The sequence below is a fragment of the Bifidobacterium asteroides genome (assembly GCF_048001765.1).
GTDB lineage: Bacteria > Actinomycetota > Actinomycetes > Actinomycetales > Bifidobacteriaceae > Bombiscardovia > Bombiscardovia asteroides_K.
The window spans coordinates 879649-894046 of record NZ_CP181447.1 but is presented as its reverse complement, the minus strand read 5'-3'; the positions used below and the strand labels follow the sequence as shown (position 1 = coordinate 894046).

Annotated in this window: 14 protein-coding genes; 8 read left to right on the top strand and 6 right to left on the bottom strand. The window is 62.3% G+C overall.

Features of this window, described 5'->3' with window-relative positions; genetic code table 11:
- Positions 1-200 precede the first annotated feature (200 nt).
- The 3 genes from ACNAOV_RS03360 to ACNAOV_RS03350 form a co-directional block, all read right to left on the bottom strand.
- On the bottom strand, positions 201-437 hold the full coding sequence (locus tag ACNAOV_RS03360; protein ID WP_416517959.1) for a hypothetical protein: 237 nt from the start codon (positions 435-437) through the stop codon (positions 201-203).
- A 5-nt stretch (positions 438-442) separates the two neighbouring features.
- On the bottom strand, positions 443-2122 hold the full coding sequence (locus ACNAOV_RS03355; protein ID WP_416517958.1) for an NAD+ synthase: 1680 nt from the start codon (positions 2120-2122) through the stop codon (positions 443-445).
- Between the two features lie 83 nt (positions 2123-2205).
- Positions 2206-3900, bottom strand: coding sequence for an MFS transporter (locus ACNAOV_RS03350; RefSeq protein WP_416517957.1), 1695 nt, complete (start codon positions 3898-3900; stop codon positions 2206-2208).
- A 206-nt stretch (positions 3901-4106) separates the two neighbouring features.
- On the opposite strand from ACNAOV_RS03350, the gene ACNAOV_RS03345 reads away from it, so the two are divergent.
- The 5 genes from ACNAOV_RS03345 to ACNAOV_RS03325 are packed head-to-tail and all read left to right on the top strand — an operon-like array spanning position 4107 to position 7245.
- Entirely contained in the window at positions 4107-4814 is a 708-nt protein-coding gene (locus ACNAOV_RS03345) for a TetR/AcrR family transcriptional regulator (protein WP_416517956.1), read from the top strand.
- Positions 4805-5176 carry a YccF domain-containing protein gene (locus ACNAOV_RS03340; protein WP_015021694.1) on the top strand — a complete coding sequence of 124 codons (372 nt, stop codon included), beginning with the start codon at positions 4805-4807 and terminating at the stop codon, positions 5174-5176. Before ACNAOV_RS03345 ends, ACNAOV_RS03340 begins: the two co-directional genes overlap by 10 nt.
- 13 nt (positions 5177-5189) lie before the next feature.
- Complete coding sequence (locus tag ACNAOV_RS03335) at positions 5190-5729, top strand: peptidylprolyl isomerase (RefSeq protein WP_416517955.1); 540 nt, start codon at positions 5190-5192, stop codon at positions 5727-5729.
- Between the two features lie 12 nt (positions 5730-5741).
- Positions 5742-6233, top strand: a complete 492-nt coding sequence (locus ACNAOV_RS03330; protein WP_416517954.1) for a very short patch repair endonuclease — start codon at positions 5742-5744, stop codon at positions 6231-6233.
- Positions 6199-7245 (top strand): Gfo/Idh/MocA family protein, encoded by a 1047-nt coding sequence (locus ACNAOV_RS03325; protein WP_416517953.1) that lies wholly within the window; start codon positions 6199-6201, stop codon positions 7243-7245. Before ACNAOV_RS03330 ends, ACNAOV_RS03325 begins: the two co-directional genes overlap by 35 nt.
- Positions 7246-7278: 33 nt before the next feature.
- Here the strand turns inward: ACNAOV_RS03325 and ACNAOV_RS03320 are convergent, their stop codons facing one another.
- Complete coding sequence (locus ACNAOV_RS03320; protein WP_416517952.1) at positions 7279-7857, bottom strand: haloacid dehalogenase-like hydrolase; 579 nt, start codon at positions 7855-7857, stop codon at positions 7279-7281.
- A gap of 440 nt (positions 7858-8297) precedes the next feature.
- On the opposite strand from ACNAOV_RS03320, the gene ACNAOV_RS03315 reads away from it, so the two are divergent.
- Positions 8298-8738: a MarR family winged helix-turn-helix transcriptional regulator gene (locus tag ACNAOV_RS03315; protein ID WP_416517951.1), complete on the top strand. Its 441-nt coding sequence runs from the start codon at positions 8298-8300 to the stop codon at positions 8736-8738.
- 111 nt (positions 8739-8849) lie between these two features.
- Here ACNAOV_RS03315 and ACNAOV_RS03310 read toward each other — a convergent pair whose 3' ends face one another.
- Both ACNAOV_RS03310 and ACNAOV_RS03305 read right to left on the bottom strand, forming a co-directional pair.
- Complete coding sequence (locus ACNAOV_RS03310) at positions 8850-10247, bottom strand: MFS transporter (RefSeq protein WP_416517950.1); 1398 nt, start codon at positions 10245-10247, stop codon at positions 8850-8852.
- 185 nt (positions 10248-10432) lie between these two features.
- On the bottom strand, positions 10433-11827 hold the full coding sequence (locus tag ACNAOV_RS03305) for a replication-associated recombination protein A (RefSeq protein WP_416517949.1): 1395 nt from the start codon (positions 11825-11827) through the stop codon (positions 10433-10435).
- A 244-nt stretch (positions 11828-12071) separates the two neighbouring features.
- Here ACNAOV_RS03305 and ACNAOV_RS03300 point away from each other — a divergent pair, with 244 nt between their 5' ends.
- A complete protein-coding gene (locus tag ACNAOV_RS03300; protein WP_416517948.1) occupies positions 12072-13586 on the top strand; it encodes an amino acid ABC transporter substrate-binding protein/permease in 1515 nt (504 codons plus the stop codon).
- Positions 13583-14398, top strand: coding sequence for an amino acid ABC transporter ATP-binding protein (locus ACNAOV_RS03295; RefSeq protein WP_416517947.1), 816 nt, complete (start codon positions 13583-13585; stop codon positions 14396-14398). Before ACNAOV_RS03300 ends, ACNAOV_RS03295 begins: the two co-directional genes overlap by 4 nt.

Genomic DNA, 14398 nt, shown 5'->3' with positions numbered 1-14398 from the left:
CACTGTCACTTTCAAGTATAGGGTGCGCACTACCACGGGAAACCGAATCGCGACGTGAGCTATATCACACTGCGAGCAGACTCGCAATGGGCGCCACGCCCATATCTTGCGAGGTCGCCCGGCACACCGCCTGAGTCCCGAACCGCCCTGACTGTACGACCAACAGGTCGCCAAAGATAGAGGGCGATCCAGCAAGAGCTTCATCTGTCAGCTGACGACTGTCCCTGCCCGGGGTCTCCCTCCCAGGCCTGCCGCCAACGGCGGTCTTCTTCATCCCATTCCTTGTTCCTGCGCTTGGCGATCTTCCAGGCATCGAGAGCCTCCTGCCTGCTGTGGTAGGGGCCCATCCGCCTGTCCTGTGGTGACAGCTTGCCCTGTTCAGGCCTGCCGGTGACGGTGTTGAAGTACCAGGCCGTTTGCTCCTCTTGGAGACCCATGGTGATCACTCCCTGAAGGCGTTGGTGACGGGCAGCCGACGGTCACGGCCGAAGGCCAGAGAGGTGACCTTGGGCCCCAGCGGGTACTGACGCCGCTTCCACTCTGCCCGATCCACCAGCCGCATGACCGTGTCGACCGTGTCGGGGTCGAAGCCGTCGGCCAGAAGGTCGGCCCGACCATGCGCATGCTCGATGTACGCCTCCAGGACCTTGTCGAGCAGGTTGTAGTCCGGCAGGGAATCAGAGTCCTTCTGCCCTTCACGCAACTCGGCCGAGGGTGGCTTGACGATGGAGTTGACCGGGATGGGCTCACGTTCGCCCCGCGCCTGGGCCTGGGCATTGCGCCAGCGGGCCAGCTGCCAGACCCTGGTCTTAAGCAGATCCTTGATGGGCGCATAGCCACCGACCGCATCGCCATAGATAGTTGAATAGCCGCAGGCCAGCTCGGACTTGTTGCCTGTGGCCAGCGCCAGAAGCCCCTCGGCATTGGCGTAGGCCATGACGATGACGCCGCGTATCCGGGCCTGCAGATTCTCTTCAGCCACCCCTTCCAGATGCAACTGCCCTTGGAAGGCGTCGAATTCAGGGCCTATGGCTTGCACCACGTAACGCACGCCCAGACGCTGGGCCAGGTCGGCTGCATCATCCCGGGAGCCCTCCGAGGAGTAGCGGCTGGGCATGGAGATGCCGCGCACGTGCTCCCCTCCGCAGGCATCGGCGGCCATGGTGGCCACCAGGGCCGAGTCGATCCCGCCTGACAGCCCCAGGCAGACGCCCGTGAAACGGTTCTTGGCCATGTAGTCCTTTAAACCCAGCACGCAGGCCCGATAGACCTCCTCATCCCCAGGCATCTCTTCAGCCATGCAGGGTTCACTGGGCAGAGGCCGCTCCCCTGGTGCAGGCAGGGTCCAAGTGGACAGATCCTGGACGAACCTTGGCGAGCGCTCCAGTAGGGTGCCATCCTGGTCCACCACAAAACTGCCTCCGTCAAAGACCAGATCGTCTTGACCGCCCACCTGGTTCAGATAGAGCAGAGGCGCGCCGACCTGCTTGGCCCGACGAGTCGCCAGCTCGTAACGGACGTGCCCCTTGCCCTCCTCGAATGGGGAGCCGTTGATGGTTACCAGGAGGTCGATGTTCCGGTCAGCCAGGTCGCTGATGGGATCGCCATCCTGCCAGATATCCTCGCAGATGGCCAGCCCTATCCGGTGCCCCTGCACCTCCAGGACCACAGTCCTATCCCCCGGGGTAAAGATCCTGTACTCGTCAAAGACACCGTAGTTGGGCAGGAAGTGCTTGTCGTAGCCAGCCTCGACCCGACCCTGATGCAGGACCACCAGCCGGTTGCGGGGCCTGTCCTGATCCGTGTCGGTGCCGACGGTTCCCACGATCACATAGAGATGGCCCAGACCCTGCTCCTCCAGCTCCCTGGCCAGACGGTCGGCCCGAGACCAGGCGGCCCGACGGAAGCTGGCCCGGAATGCCAGGTCCTCGATTGGGTAACCTGTCAGGCTCATCTCGGGAAAGACCACCAGGGTCGCCCCCTGCTCAGCCGCCTTTCGGGAGTAGTCCATAATAATGTCGGCGTTGCCGTCAAGATCGCCCACACAGGTGTCGATCTGAGCCAGAGCCACCAGCAGATCGCCATCCCGCCGCGGCTGTTCCTCTTGTATGCCCATACCCATGATTCTAAACCGTGTCAGGGCCGGCCCACGGGCAGACAGTCCCGGATAGGGAGCGATACGGAGAAGACGGGATTGCGGACGCGTCAGACCTTATCGGCACCAGCCTTACGCGCGGCCCGACGCACCAGTACCGAGGCGACCAATCCCAGGAAAAGCAGCAGGACTGCAAAGCCCATGGCCCACTGGGCGCCTTGGGTAAACCCCTCGGTCAGGGCGTTGGTCACCTGAGGCCCTAGGACTCCCAGCCGGCCCCGGGTGCCCTGGGCCCGCATGCCGACAATGGCGTTTCCGGCTGAAGACTGGACAGATCTGACCAGGCCATCGGCCATCTGCGCCGAAATTCCCTTGAGTGCTGTCAGATGCCTTGGCAGCACCAGACTCAGAGCCAGGGAGAGGGCAGAACCTGAGACTGCAGCGCCCAAGGCGGTCCCCCACTGGCGGATGGTGGACTGGGTGGCCGAAGCCTGGCCGGACTGGGCCACCGGAACGCCGGAGAGCACCAGGCTGGTCAGCTGTGCCGAGGCAAAGCCCAGACCGGCACCGTAAATGATAAGAGTCAGGGTCATGGGCCAGACCGGTACCGACCCACGCATGAGCAGAATGGACAGGGCCACGCCGACAATCTCCATCAGCAGGCCCGTCTGAACCGTGCCGCCGGCTCCCAGACGGGCTGAGACCACCCGGGCCAGACCGCCCGAAACAACTGACCCCAGGGCCATGACACCCAGGATGGATCCGGCCCCCAGGGGGCTCAGGCCCCTGGCGTTGATCAGGTAGAGAGGCAGGATGAACATGACCGCGAACTGACCGGCGTTGACAATGGCGGCCGTGAGATTGCCCCAGCCGAAGGTGCCAATGGCGAACATGGACACGTCCTGGATGACCATCTTGCCCCTGCGCGCCCTGGCCAGCTCGATCAGCGCGAAGGCGGCCAGCAGGGCCAATCCCAGGATCAGACTCACCGGAACCGGCGACAGGGCTGCCGATGCAGACCAGTGCAGGGGGCCCAGTTCAAGTGCAGCACGGGGACGCCACCAGCCGTAGGTCTGCCCCTCGATCAGCGCAAAGACCACCAGGGCCGATCCCAGGGCCGAAAGAAGTATGCCCTTCCAGTCGGCAAGCATCCCCCAGCGGTTGCCAGTCTGCCCGGGCGCTGACTTGGTTTCGGGCACAAAAAATGCACTGGCCACAAGAACAATCAGCCCCAAGGGCAGATTGACCAGGAAGATCCACCGCCATCCGATGGTGCTGGTGAAGACCCCGCCCAGGAAGGGGCCGACCGCCGCAGCGGAGGACATGACGGCCCCCCAGATGCCGAATGCAGTAGCCCGGTGACGACCCCGGAAGGTTGCGGACACGGTGGAGAGGGTGGATGGCATGACCAGGGCGCCGCCGATTCCCTGAACAAGCCGCGCCAGAAGCAGCAATGTACCGGAGGATGCCGATGCGGCGAAGACGGATCCCAGCACGAAGATGACCGTGCCCACCTGCAGAATCCGCTTGCGCCCGATCATGTCCCCCAACCGACCGGAAGGCAGGAGCAGGGCCGCCAGGACGATGCTGTAGAGAGCGGTCACCCACTGGGCTTGAGCCAGGTTGATGTGGATGGCAGCGATGATGGAAGGAATGGAGACGTTGACGATGGACGAATCCAGCACAATCATGGCCAGACCCAGGGCCAGCACCCAGAGTGCACGCCAGGGCGGTGCCGCCTCCGGAGACTCCTGGCTGCCTTTCTGACGGCTTTTCTTCACGTCTATGCTTGCCGATCCGGTCATCAGATCTCCCCTCACCATGGTCTGCGATTTTTTGCGACTATACGTCGCGAAAACCTGTCTGGCAAGTTCACTCAGCGCGGACAAGCCGCAGGCTAAAGAGGCCTTGGCGGCTTGGCTCTGCTGCAAATAGGCCATATCATATGCCCCAAGACCGGCTGAACCCGATTCACAACCGCAGCACCCGGCTGGCCAGACCAAGGAGGACCATGCCCAGGATTCGCGAATCCACGCTCCAGGAGCACCGAGCCAAAACCCTGGACCGGATCATCGCGTCCGCCGAGGCCATCCTGCGCACCGGCGGACGCGACCAGCTGACCATGGCCGAGGTGGCCCGACGAGCCAATCTGGCACGGAATTCCCTCTACCGCTACGCCCGGGACGCCGATCAGCTCTGCGACATGGTCATGGAGCGACACCTGCCTGACTGGGGTCGTGCCCTGGACCAAGCCCTGGGCAAGGCAGAAGACCCGCGCCGAACAGTCGAGATTTGGACCCGCACCAATCTGGAGCAGGCCGGACTGCACGGACACGGTTGGCTGATGAACCTCTACGCCGAGCAGCACGACGAACAGCTACGTCAGGCCCTGATCTACGGGAGCACCTCGAATCCCCATGAGAGCACCACAAGGAGCGATCGGTCCACAGGCCGGCAGGTCCAGGCTCTGCTGGACTTCCACCGGCAGGTCAACAAGCCGCTGATCCAGGCTTGGACAGCCCTGCGACCAGCGGATCCGGCCATGGGCGTGGAGGTGACGCGAGGCATTGTCCAATCCGGTATGCGATTGATTGATGCCCTGGACCAGGAACTGGCCCCCGAACAACGGCAGAAACGACTGACCACAATCATCGAGAAAGTGACCGCCTGCTCCGAGGCCGTCACCGCCACCCTGACGGAAGGACCTACATGCGCCTGATCGGCAACATCTGCTGGCTGCTGCTGGGAGGACTGGCCATCGCACTGGCCTGGACACTGGTGGGCATCGTGCTCTGCCTGACTGTGGTGGGCATCCCCCTAGGCGTCCAGGCCTTCAAGATGGCCAGACTCACCCTGACCCCCTTCGGCAGGCAGGTCATCTATGGAGGCGGGCTGGGATCCTGGCTGGCCAACCTGCTCTGGATCATCCTTGGCGGCTGGTGGCTGGCTCTGGCCTATCTGGCGGCCGGTCTGGTCACCATGCTGACCGTGGTGGGCATACCATTCGGCCTGCAGGCCTTCAAGATGGCCCGCCTGGCCCTGATGCCCTTCGGGTCCTCGGTTCGCGTCGCCGTCTTATGAAAGGATTGGGGACATGAGCACAGTCATCATGCATACCTCAGAAGGCGACATCCGCCTGGACCTCTTTGACGATCAGGCCCCCGAAACCGTAGCCAACTTCCTGGATCTGGCCGCCGGCCGCAAGGACTGGACCGACCCCGAGACGGGCCAGAAGCGTCAGGATCCCTTCTATGACGGGCTGACCTTCCACCGGATCATCAAGGACTTCATGATCCAGGGCGGCTGCCCGCTGGGTACCGGCACAGGCGGTCCCGGTTACGAGTTCGATGATGAGATCGATCCCTCCCTGACCTTTGAGGAACCCTACAAGCTGGCCATGGCCAATGCGGGGCTACGCCGGGACCCCGCCACCGGGAAGACCCACGGCACCAACGGATCTCAGTTCTTCATAACCACCGTGCCCACCCCTTGGTTGAACGGGCACCACACCATCTTCGGCCAGGTTACCGACGAGGATTCCCGGAAGGTGGTCGACAAGCTGGATGCCGTGGCCACCGACTCGGGCGACCGTCCCCTGGAGCCGGTCTTCATCAACAGCGTCGAAGTCCTCTGAGCCGGGCCGGGGATGGTTTCGAAAAAGACATCCAGCAGATTCCAGCCCGGCACACGCAGCTACACCATGTCCCGAATCAGGGGCACGGAAACATCAATAGAGCGCCAGGTCCGGTCCTACCTCTTTTCGCGCGGTCTGCGGTTTCGCAAGAACGACAAGAGGTACCCGGGCCATCCTGATGTGGTTCTGCCCAAGTGGCGGGCCATGGTATTCGTCAATGGCTGTTTCTGGCATATGCATGAGGGGTGTGCCAAATTCTCCCTTCCCAAATCCAATGTGGAGTTTTGGACCACAAAGCTGACGAGGAACCGTCTGCGGGATCAGGAGCAGCGCAAAAAGCTGAAAGCCATGGGCTGGCGGGTCTTCACTGTCTGGGAGTGCCAGCTGGATGCCCACCATGCTGAGGAAACCCTGCAGGAATTGTATGAGGCCATCACCGCAGATGGCGATCCAAACGAAGGAGTCAAGGATGAGCAGATTGAACGGCAAGCGGCAAGAGGCTGAGCAGAAGGGCATGCGGATCAACTTCGCCATTCTCGGTGCCGGAAGGATAGCCAACGCCCTGGCCAAGACGGTGGTGATGATGGCTGGGGATCAACGGTATAGCCACCTGGTGGCCCCCTATGCTGTGGCCTCCAGGGATGGGGATCGCGCGGCCGCCTTCGCCAAAAAATATGGATTCCAGCATTCCTATGGCTCCTACCAGGAGCTCCTGGATGATCCCCAAGTGGATCTGGTCTACATCGCCACGCCTCACAGCCTCCACGCCGAGCAGGCCATCGCCTGCATGAAGGCCGGAAAGAACGTGCTGGTCGAGAAGTCCTTCACAGCCAACGCCGATCAGGCCAGGCAGGTCATTGAGACGTCCGAAAGCACCGGCCTGCTCTGCACCGAGGCCATCTGGACCAGGTACATGCCCTCGCGCTCCATCATCGACGAGATCATCTCCTCAGGGGAAATCGGCACTGTCAGGACAGTCACCGCCAACCTGGGTTACGTGACCGTAGGCAAGGCCAGAATGACCGATCCGGCCCTTGCCGGCGGCGCTCTGCTCGACGTTGGCGTCTACCCTCTCAACTTCATCGACATGGTCATGGGGCCCAAGCCCATCGAGCGGGTCTGCACAGATTGGGTCCGCAGTCCGGAGGGCGTGGACAGCCAGAACTCCACGACCATTCTCTACAAGGATGGATCCATGGGCGCGGCGACCAGCTCCATGGTCTCGGACAGCGACCGGACCGGCAGCATCTGGGGAGACCGGGGTTACCTGCAGTGCGCCAACATCAACAACGTGGAGTCCATTGACCTGTACGACGGGGACCACAAATTGAGGAAGCGCTACCCCATCCCCGACCAGCTGACCGGCTACGAGTACGAGGTGGCCGGCGCCGCACAGGCCATCCTGGACGGGAAGAGCGAGTGCGCCCAGATGCCCCACAAGGACACCCTGCGCATCATGGAGCTCATGGACTCCCTGCGCCGCCAGTGGGGATTGGCCTTTCCCTTCGAATCATGAACTGACTGATTAAAGCTGTGGTGACCAGCCTGCCTATTTGATGCGGCGAACCTTGCCATGCTCGACCAGGTAGGCCCGCCGGGCAAGATCGATCATGGGCAGGTCGAAGGCCGAATCGGTGTAGAAGGCGTCGATGGCCGTCTCCTGACCCAGGATCCGCTGAAAATGCAGAGGCTTGTCAGGTCCAAAGTTGAGGTAGCCCACGGTCAGGGATTCCAAATCCAAGGTGGAGCCGATGCAGCGGGTGATGCCAAGCCGTCGGCAGGCCTCCCCCGCCACTAAATCGAAGGAGGCGGTCACCACCACATCGTCGGCCTGGGGGGTGTACCAATCCATGATCTTGTGCATGTTGGCATCCCAGAACTGGCTGACCAGTCGGTCCATGTCAAAGCCGGGACGCGAGGTCAACCGACGCAGGTAACGCGAGCCCACCCGACGCATGGCCGAATCCAGCTGCTCCAGGGTGACCCGACCCAGGCGGTAGCGGACTGCATAGAAGAGGGCAATCGGCAGGTAGTGCAACACCCGCGGATCCTTGCGGGCAGTGAACAGGTAGAAGTCAAGCAGGCTCTCGCCATCGTAGATGGTGCCGTCGAAATCCAGTACCCGCATGCCAATCCTTTCCAGATCTCGTCGCGAAAGGGGACATCTTAGCATACCGTGGAGCAATGACGGTGATAGTCCCTGACCTCGGCTGGCCCTGCCCTGCCAGATGCAGACCTCCTTGGCAGAGCAACAAGGCAATTCCTGTTAGCCCACCAGCCTAAGCACAGGCCCGAAGTAGGCAGACAATCCTTGGATAATCGACGATGAATGGCTTCGAACAGGATCGGTACCAGAGAAATCATGCTTGCCTGGCCCATGTCTGGATCGTGGACGATACCTATGGTGTCGACGGTATTGATATGATGAAAATGCGTCGTCCGTGCTAGGCCGAGGCTAGGGAGTTGCCGGAAACAGGTCTGGAAGGGGAACGGCGCCGAAGGGGTCTATGCGGTCAATCATGCCCGCCGAACTCTTTGATCTTCCTTACCAGCTAGGGGGCAGCAGCGATGTTGAAGAAGAGCCACTACCACAACCTGAGCAGCTGTATAGCCGGAATCTACCGGCATGCACGCAACGATGCCAGCCGGTACACAGGCGAAACCACCTTACGAGGCACCCAGGGTGATCTGATTGTATACCTCTATGACCATCCAGGCCTCAGCCAGCGCCAGATAGCCCGGGACCTGTGTGTAGACCCCAGTCTGCTGGCCCGGGATCTCAAGGCTTTGAAGGCCCAGGGACTGGTCAGCCGTGAACAGAACCCCGCCGATCACCGGGTCAATATCATCGCACTGACCAGGTCAGGCGCAGACATCGCGCGCAAGAGAATCAGATTGGTCAACAACTGGTGGATCGACCTGTTCAAGCAGAATCCCGATATCGACCCCGAGACCTTTGAGAGTGAACTGCGCTGCGTATACAACCGGTTGCTGGCCAACCAGCTCTGATCTCTCTCATCGAGAAAAGACCTGGCCGATTCCTTGACCGCCTCTCGACGGTACCAGGCTCATGCCGGGTCTTTTGATTTTAGGCTATTTACGCCCCTGGGTCAGCCCCCATCAGCCTACCGAACGGCCGGAAGTCTCCCATCCCATCAGGCCCACAACCAGCATGGAGGCCAGAGCAACCAGGCTGATGGTGACGAAGATTGAGGTGCTCCCCCACTGGCTGAGCATGGCCCCAATCAGCACAGGCATGAGAACGTTGCAGAGCTTGGCTACGGCATTGGCGATGCCCACGCAGCGGAAGCGGACCGTGGTCGGGAAGAGCTCAGGCGCATAGACGGCCACCACCGAAGACATGAGGACGTAAAGGCTGGCCATAAGCAGGATGCCCACCAGAATGGCCGTAACCTGGCTGGTCTGCGCAGCGTAGAGCAGACCGAAGACCGCCGTCAGCAGGAAGGCCGTGACGATGATCCGCTTGCGGCCGATCCGGTCCAGAAGCAGGGATCCGATCAGGCAGCCCAGGGGGGCGCCCAGCATCATCAGCGTGCTGATCCACAGGGATCCGCTCAGATCTATGCCCCGCTTGAGCAGGATGGTGGGCACCCAGGATGTGAAGGCATAGGAGCAGACGTTGGTGGCCGAGACAGCCACAGTGGCCACAATAAGGCCGCGAACCACGCTACCCGATGCCTTGGCAGATGCCTTAACGCCCTCATTCTTTCCGGCGAGGGCGTCACCACTGCCAGAGCCAGAGTCAGACTTTCCCTGACCATTATCGGCCTCCAAAAGCTGGACCACCTGGACGGCCTCGTCCATCCGCCCGTGCAGGGCCAGCCAGCGGGGGGACTCGGGGATGTCACGCCGCAGGTACCAAATCAGCGCCGCCGCCAGACCAATGCCCACGAAGAGCGGCCGCCAGGACCAGCGCGGAATGATCCAAGCACACAGGAGCATGGCCAGGGGCACTCCGGTGTTGGCCACCAGCGAGACGATGGCGCTCCAACGGCCCCGGTGCTTGATGGGAGCGAATTCGTTGACCATGGAAAAACCAGTGACAATCTCGGCGCCCAGCCCCAGACCGGCCCCCAGACGGCAGACCGAGAGAATGGCCATGTTCGGTGCCAAGGCGCCCAGCAGGGTAAAGCCGCCGAAGAGCAGCAGGTTGATCTGATAGGCCGTCTTACGCCCCCGCAGATCTCCGATGAAACCGGCCAGCAGCGAGCCCACCAGGAGCCCCAGGAATCCAGCCGACAGGAAGAGGGAATTCTGGGCGACCGTGGACCATCCGGTGCTCAAGGCCGAACTGGCTACTGCGCTGCCCACATAGACATCGATGCTGTCCATGAGCATTCCCGCGGCCACCAAGGCCACGATCTTGTAAAAAGTAGCCGATTCGCGAGCATTGTCTACTCGCCGGGTAATCTCGCGGACCGCCAGGTCGTCCTCGGCCACGCCGAGGCCCTTCGTTTGTTCGGATATGTCTGCATTGTCAATGACCGCTGTCGACATCGTCACCCTCGCGCCCGTGCATGAGGCAGGCATGCCCCATGCGTCCATGCCAGACCTGCCGACAGCGACAGGCTCCTTGTGGGAGCATGGCGACCGTCAATATGGAAGGTCTGAACCCTGCGGCGTTTCGGTCATTGTGTGGCTGCTCAACGTCTATTGGGTGCCCAGTATAGGAGGCTGGACGGTCATTGCCCAGACCCGGCGTTTCCCTCCGCCCCGGCAGCCCTGTCCAGGATGGCCCTGATGGCCTCCAGACGTGGGCCCAGCTTACGTTCATAGCCCCGATCGTTGGGATGGTAGTAGCGTCGTCCGACCAGTTCGTCCGGCATGTACTGCTGGGGTGCCACTGCGTCCGGCGCATCGTGGGCATACTGATAGCCTTCATGGTTGCCCCAGGCCTTCATCAGCTTGGTGGGGGCGTTTCTCAGATGCAGGGGAACCTGGCCGATATGCCCGGCATCCACGTCCTCCAGGGCCTGGTTGATGGCCAGGTAGGAGGCATTGGACTTGGGCGCTGTGGCCACGGCGATGACCGCCTCAGCCAGGATCAGCCGGGCCTCCGGCATTCCCACCATAGCCACGGCCTGGGCAGCCGCGACCGTGATCTCCAGCACCTCGGGAGAGGCCATGCCCACCTCCTCGGCTGAGGCAATCATGATCCGTCGGGCGATGAAGCGCGGGTCCTCGCCGGCCCGAATCATCCGAGCCAGGTAGTGCAAGGCCGCATCCACGTCGGAACCCCGCATGGACTTGATGAAGGCCGAGGCCACATCGTAGTGATCGTCGCCTTTCTTGTCGTAACGGACGGCGGCCACGTCCATGACCGAGGAGACCACCTTGGCATTGATCAGAGGTCGACGCGCCCCCTTGGCACGAGGCCCGTCCTCGGTGACGGCCCCGGCCGCAGCCTCCAGAATGGTCAGGGCGCGGCGGGCGTCACCCCCGGCAAAACGCACAATCTGGTCCAGGGCCTGGGGATCCAGCCGTACCTGGTCCTTGAGCCCACGCTGGTCCTTGACGGCCCTGCGAACCAGCTTGGCCAGGTCCTGGTCGTCCAGGGCCTCCAGCTTGACCACCACCGAGCGGGAAAGCAGGGGCGCAATGACCGAAAAGCTGGGATTCTCCGTGGTGGCTGCGATAAAAGTCACATCCCGGTTCTCCACGCTGGGCAGTAGGGCATCCTGCTGGGACTTGGAAAAGCGGTGGACCTCATCGATAAAAAGGACCGTCTCCTGCCCCTGGCTGACCAGCCGCTCCCGAGCCTGGGCCAGAACCTGCCGCACTTCCTTGACCCCCGAGGTGACGGCCGAAAGCTCCTCGAAATGCCGCCCTGACTGTCGGGCCACGATATAGGCCAAGGTGGTCTTGCCCACCCCGGGAGGACCAAAAAGAATGACCGAGCTGGGAGCCGTCAGACGGTTGTTCGGATCCGACCGGGCCAGCCGCTCCAAGGGGGTTCCGGGAGCCGTGACCTTGTCCTGGCCGACCACCTCGTCCAGGCTTCTGGGCCGCATCCTGACCGCCAGAGGCAGTGTGTGCTCCTCGGGGGGATCCGCCGCCTGGAAGAGATCATCAACCATCTGCAATACCTCATTCCTCGGGGCCCCTATGGCTCCCTGCCCTCACCAGCATAAGCCCGAGCCTGCCGCAAATAGAAAGACGAACGCGCTAGACTGGGAACCCATATGGCCGTATCGCCCAGCGCGTAGTTGGGCCTCAGAAACACGGTGTGTGTACAGTTTACTGGTCATCCGCCTGAATATCTTCAGGTAGGCCCATGGAAAACCGGGACCGGCACAGTCGGAACAATAAGGAGAATCGCCAGTGATCGCCAAGCATGTTCGCCAGGGATGGACATCGGGTCCAGGCAGGTGGGCCATGGGCCTGCTCGCCTTGGTCCTGGGGCTCTCAGCCCTGATCGTCGCCCCCCTGGCCACGCCGGCGCAGGCGGCCCAGGACTCCCCCGCCGCGCAGGCGGCCCACGGACGCACCTTCCGCGTCGCCACCGACACCACCTTTGCCCCCTTCGAATTCAGGGACTCCTCCGGGAACCTGGTCGGCATCGACATGGATCTGATCCGCAAGATCGCCGACATCGAGGGCTTCTCAGTGCAGATCCAGTCCCTGGGCTTCAACGCCGCCCTGCAGGCCTTGAACTCCCAGCAGGCCGACGTGGTCATAGCCGGTATGACCATCACCGACCAGCGCAAGCAGGTCTACGACTTCACCGACCCCTATTTCGACTCCGGCGTGCAGATGGCCATCGCCCAGGACAACGACCAGATCCACAGCTACAAGGATTTGCGGGGCAGCGTGGTGGCCGTCAAGACCGGCAGCGAGGGCGAGGCCTTCGCCAGGCAGCGGGCAGACCAGTACGGATTTAGCGTCAAGGCGGTGGACCAGTCCTCCACCATGTACGAGATGGTCAAGTCCGGCAATGCACAAGCAGTCATTGACGACTATCCGGTCCTGGCCTACGGCATCGCCCAGGGCAACGGGCTGAAGACCGTGACCAAGAAGGAGCCTGGCGCCTCCTACGGGGCAGCCGTCCGCAAGGGCGAGAACAAGGAGTTTGTGGCCGCCTTCAACGAGGGTCTGGCCAAGATGAAGGCCGACGGCAGCTATAAAAAGCTGGTCGATACCTACATTGGCAGCAGCAATTCCGACAAAAAGGCCTCCGCCTCCCGGCCAGGATTCTTCGAACTGGTCCGCCAGGCCTTCCCCTCCCTGATGCTGGGCCTGCGCAACACCCTGGCTATCACGGCCATATCATTCGTCATCGCCCTGGCCATCGGCATCATCCTGGGACTGTGGAGAATCAGCCCCAACCGAATCCTGTCCTGGATTGCCCGGATCTACGTAGCGGTCTTCAGGGGCACACCCGTCCTGGTCTGGGCCTTCTTCTTCTACCTGGGCGTCCCCCAGCTGATCGGCCACCGCATCAGCATCTGGCTGGCCGGCGCGCTGACCCTGTCCCTGAACTCCGGAGCCTACCTGGTCGAGATCGTGCGCGGGGCCATCGATTCGGTTGACGTCGGGCAGATGGAAGGTGCACGCAGTCTGGGCCTGACACGTCGCATGGCCCTGCGCCGGGTCATCCTGCCTCAGGCCGTCAGAATCGCCACGCCCTCCATCATCAACCAGCTGGTCATCATGCTCAAGGACTCCTCCCTGCTGCTGGCCATCGGCTTCGGCGAACTGCTCTACCAGGCCCAGCAAATCTACGCGGCCAACTTCCGCGTGACCGAAACCCTCTTCATGGTGGGCGTCATCTACTTCGTCGCCATCAGCGCCCTGACCTGGATGGCCAATATGCTCGATAGGAGGCTGCATCGATGAACTTCGAGGACCCGGACATGGACACCGGACGACTGACCCGTCGCATCCGTCAGAACCAGAATCGCCGCAACCGTGGAGAATCCCAGGCGGCAGTATCCATCCGCGACCTGCACAAGCGCTACGGCGACACCGAGGTCCTCAAGGGGATCGACATGGAGGTCAAGCCTGGCGAGGTCATCTCCATCATCGGCCCCTCGGGAGCGGGCAAGTCCACCCTGCTGCGCTGCATCAACGCCCTGGAGATGCCGACTTCGGGCACGATCAGCGTCTATGGAATCGACATTTCAGATCCAAAAACCAACATCGACAAACTGCGCGAGCATGTGGGCATGGTCTTTCAGCACTTCAACCTCTTCCCCAACATGAGCGTGGCCGACAACATCATGCTGGCCCCCCATATGCTGCACAAGACGCCCAAGGAGGATGCCCGGCAGCAGGCCCTGGACCTGCTGGAGACGGTAGGACTTCAAGAGAAGGCGGACGCACGACCCACGGATCTGTCGGGCGGGCAGCAGCAACGTGTGGCCATTGCCCGCGCACTGGCCATGCACCCGGACATCATGCTCTTCGACGAAGCCACCTCGGCCCTGGATCCGGAGATGGTGGGCGATGTGCTCCAGGTCATCCGCTCCCTGGCAGAGGGCGGCATGACCATGATCCTGGTCACCCACGAGATGGCCTTCGCCCGGGAGGTCTCCTCCAGAGTGATCTTCACCGACGCCGGAATCATCGAAGAGGAGGGCACTCCCGAGCAGATCTTCGGTCACCCGCAGAGCCCCCGGCTGCAGTCATTCCTCTCCAAAGTCCTGTAA

Excerpts from the sequence above, each read along its gene's own strand:
- ACNAOV_RS03345 (WP_416517956.1), top strand. The coding sequence starts at position 4,107 with ATGCCCAGGATTCGCGAATCCACGCTCCAGGAGCACCGAGCCAAAACC.
- ACNAOV_RS03315 (WP_416517951.1), top strand. The coding sequence starts at position 8,298 with ATGTTGAAGAAGAGCCACTACCACAACCTGAGCAGCTGTATAGCCGGA.
- ACNAOV_RS03340 (WP_015021694.1), top strand. The coding sequence starts at position 4,805 with ATGCGCCTGATCGGCAACATCTGCTGGCTGCTGCTGGGAGGACTGGCC.
- ACNAOV_RS03355 (WP_416517958.1), bottom strand. The coding sequence starts at position 2,122 with ATGGGTATGGGCATACAAGAGGAACAGCCGCGGCGGGATGGCGATCTG.
- ACNAOV_RS03320 (WP_416517952.1), bottom strand. The coding sequence starts at position 7,857 with ATGCGGGTACTGGATTTCGACGGCACCATCTACGATGGCGAGAGCCTG.
- ACNAOV_RS03335 (WP_416517955.1), top strand. The coding sequence starts at position 5,190 with ATGAGCACAGTCATCATGCATACCTCAGAAGGCGACATCCGCCTGGAC.
- ACNAOV_RS03295 (WP_416517947.1), top strand. The coding sequence starts at position 13,583 with ATGAACTTCGAGGACCCGGACATGGACACCGGACGACTGACCCGTCGC.
- ACNAOV_RS03305 (WP_416517949.1), bottom strand. The coding sequence starts at position 11,827 with ATGGTTGATGATCTCTTCCAGGCGGCGGATCCCCCCGAGGAGCACACA.
- ACNAOV_RS03330 (WP_416517954.1), top strand. The coding sequence starts at position 5,742 with ATGGTTTCGAAAAAGACATCCAGCAGATTCCAGCCCGGCACACGCAGC.
- ACNAOV_RS03310 (WP_416517950.1), bottom strand. The coding sequence starts at position 10,247 with ATGTCGACAGCGGTCATTGACAATGCAGACATATCCGAACAAACGAAG.
- ACNAOV_RS03350 (WP_416517957.1), bottom strand. The coding sequence starts at position 3,900 with ATGACCGGATCGGCAAGCATAGACGTGAAGAAAAGCCGTCAGAAAGGC.
- ACNAOV_RS03360 (WP_416517959.1), bottom strand. The coding sequence starts at position 437 with ATGGGTCTCCAAGAGGAGCAAACGGCCTGGTACTTCAACACCGTCACC.
- ACNAOV_RS03325 (WP_416517953.1), top strand. The coding sequence starts at position 6,199 with ATGAGCAGATTGAACGGCAAGCGGCAAGAGGCTGAGCAGAAGGGCATG.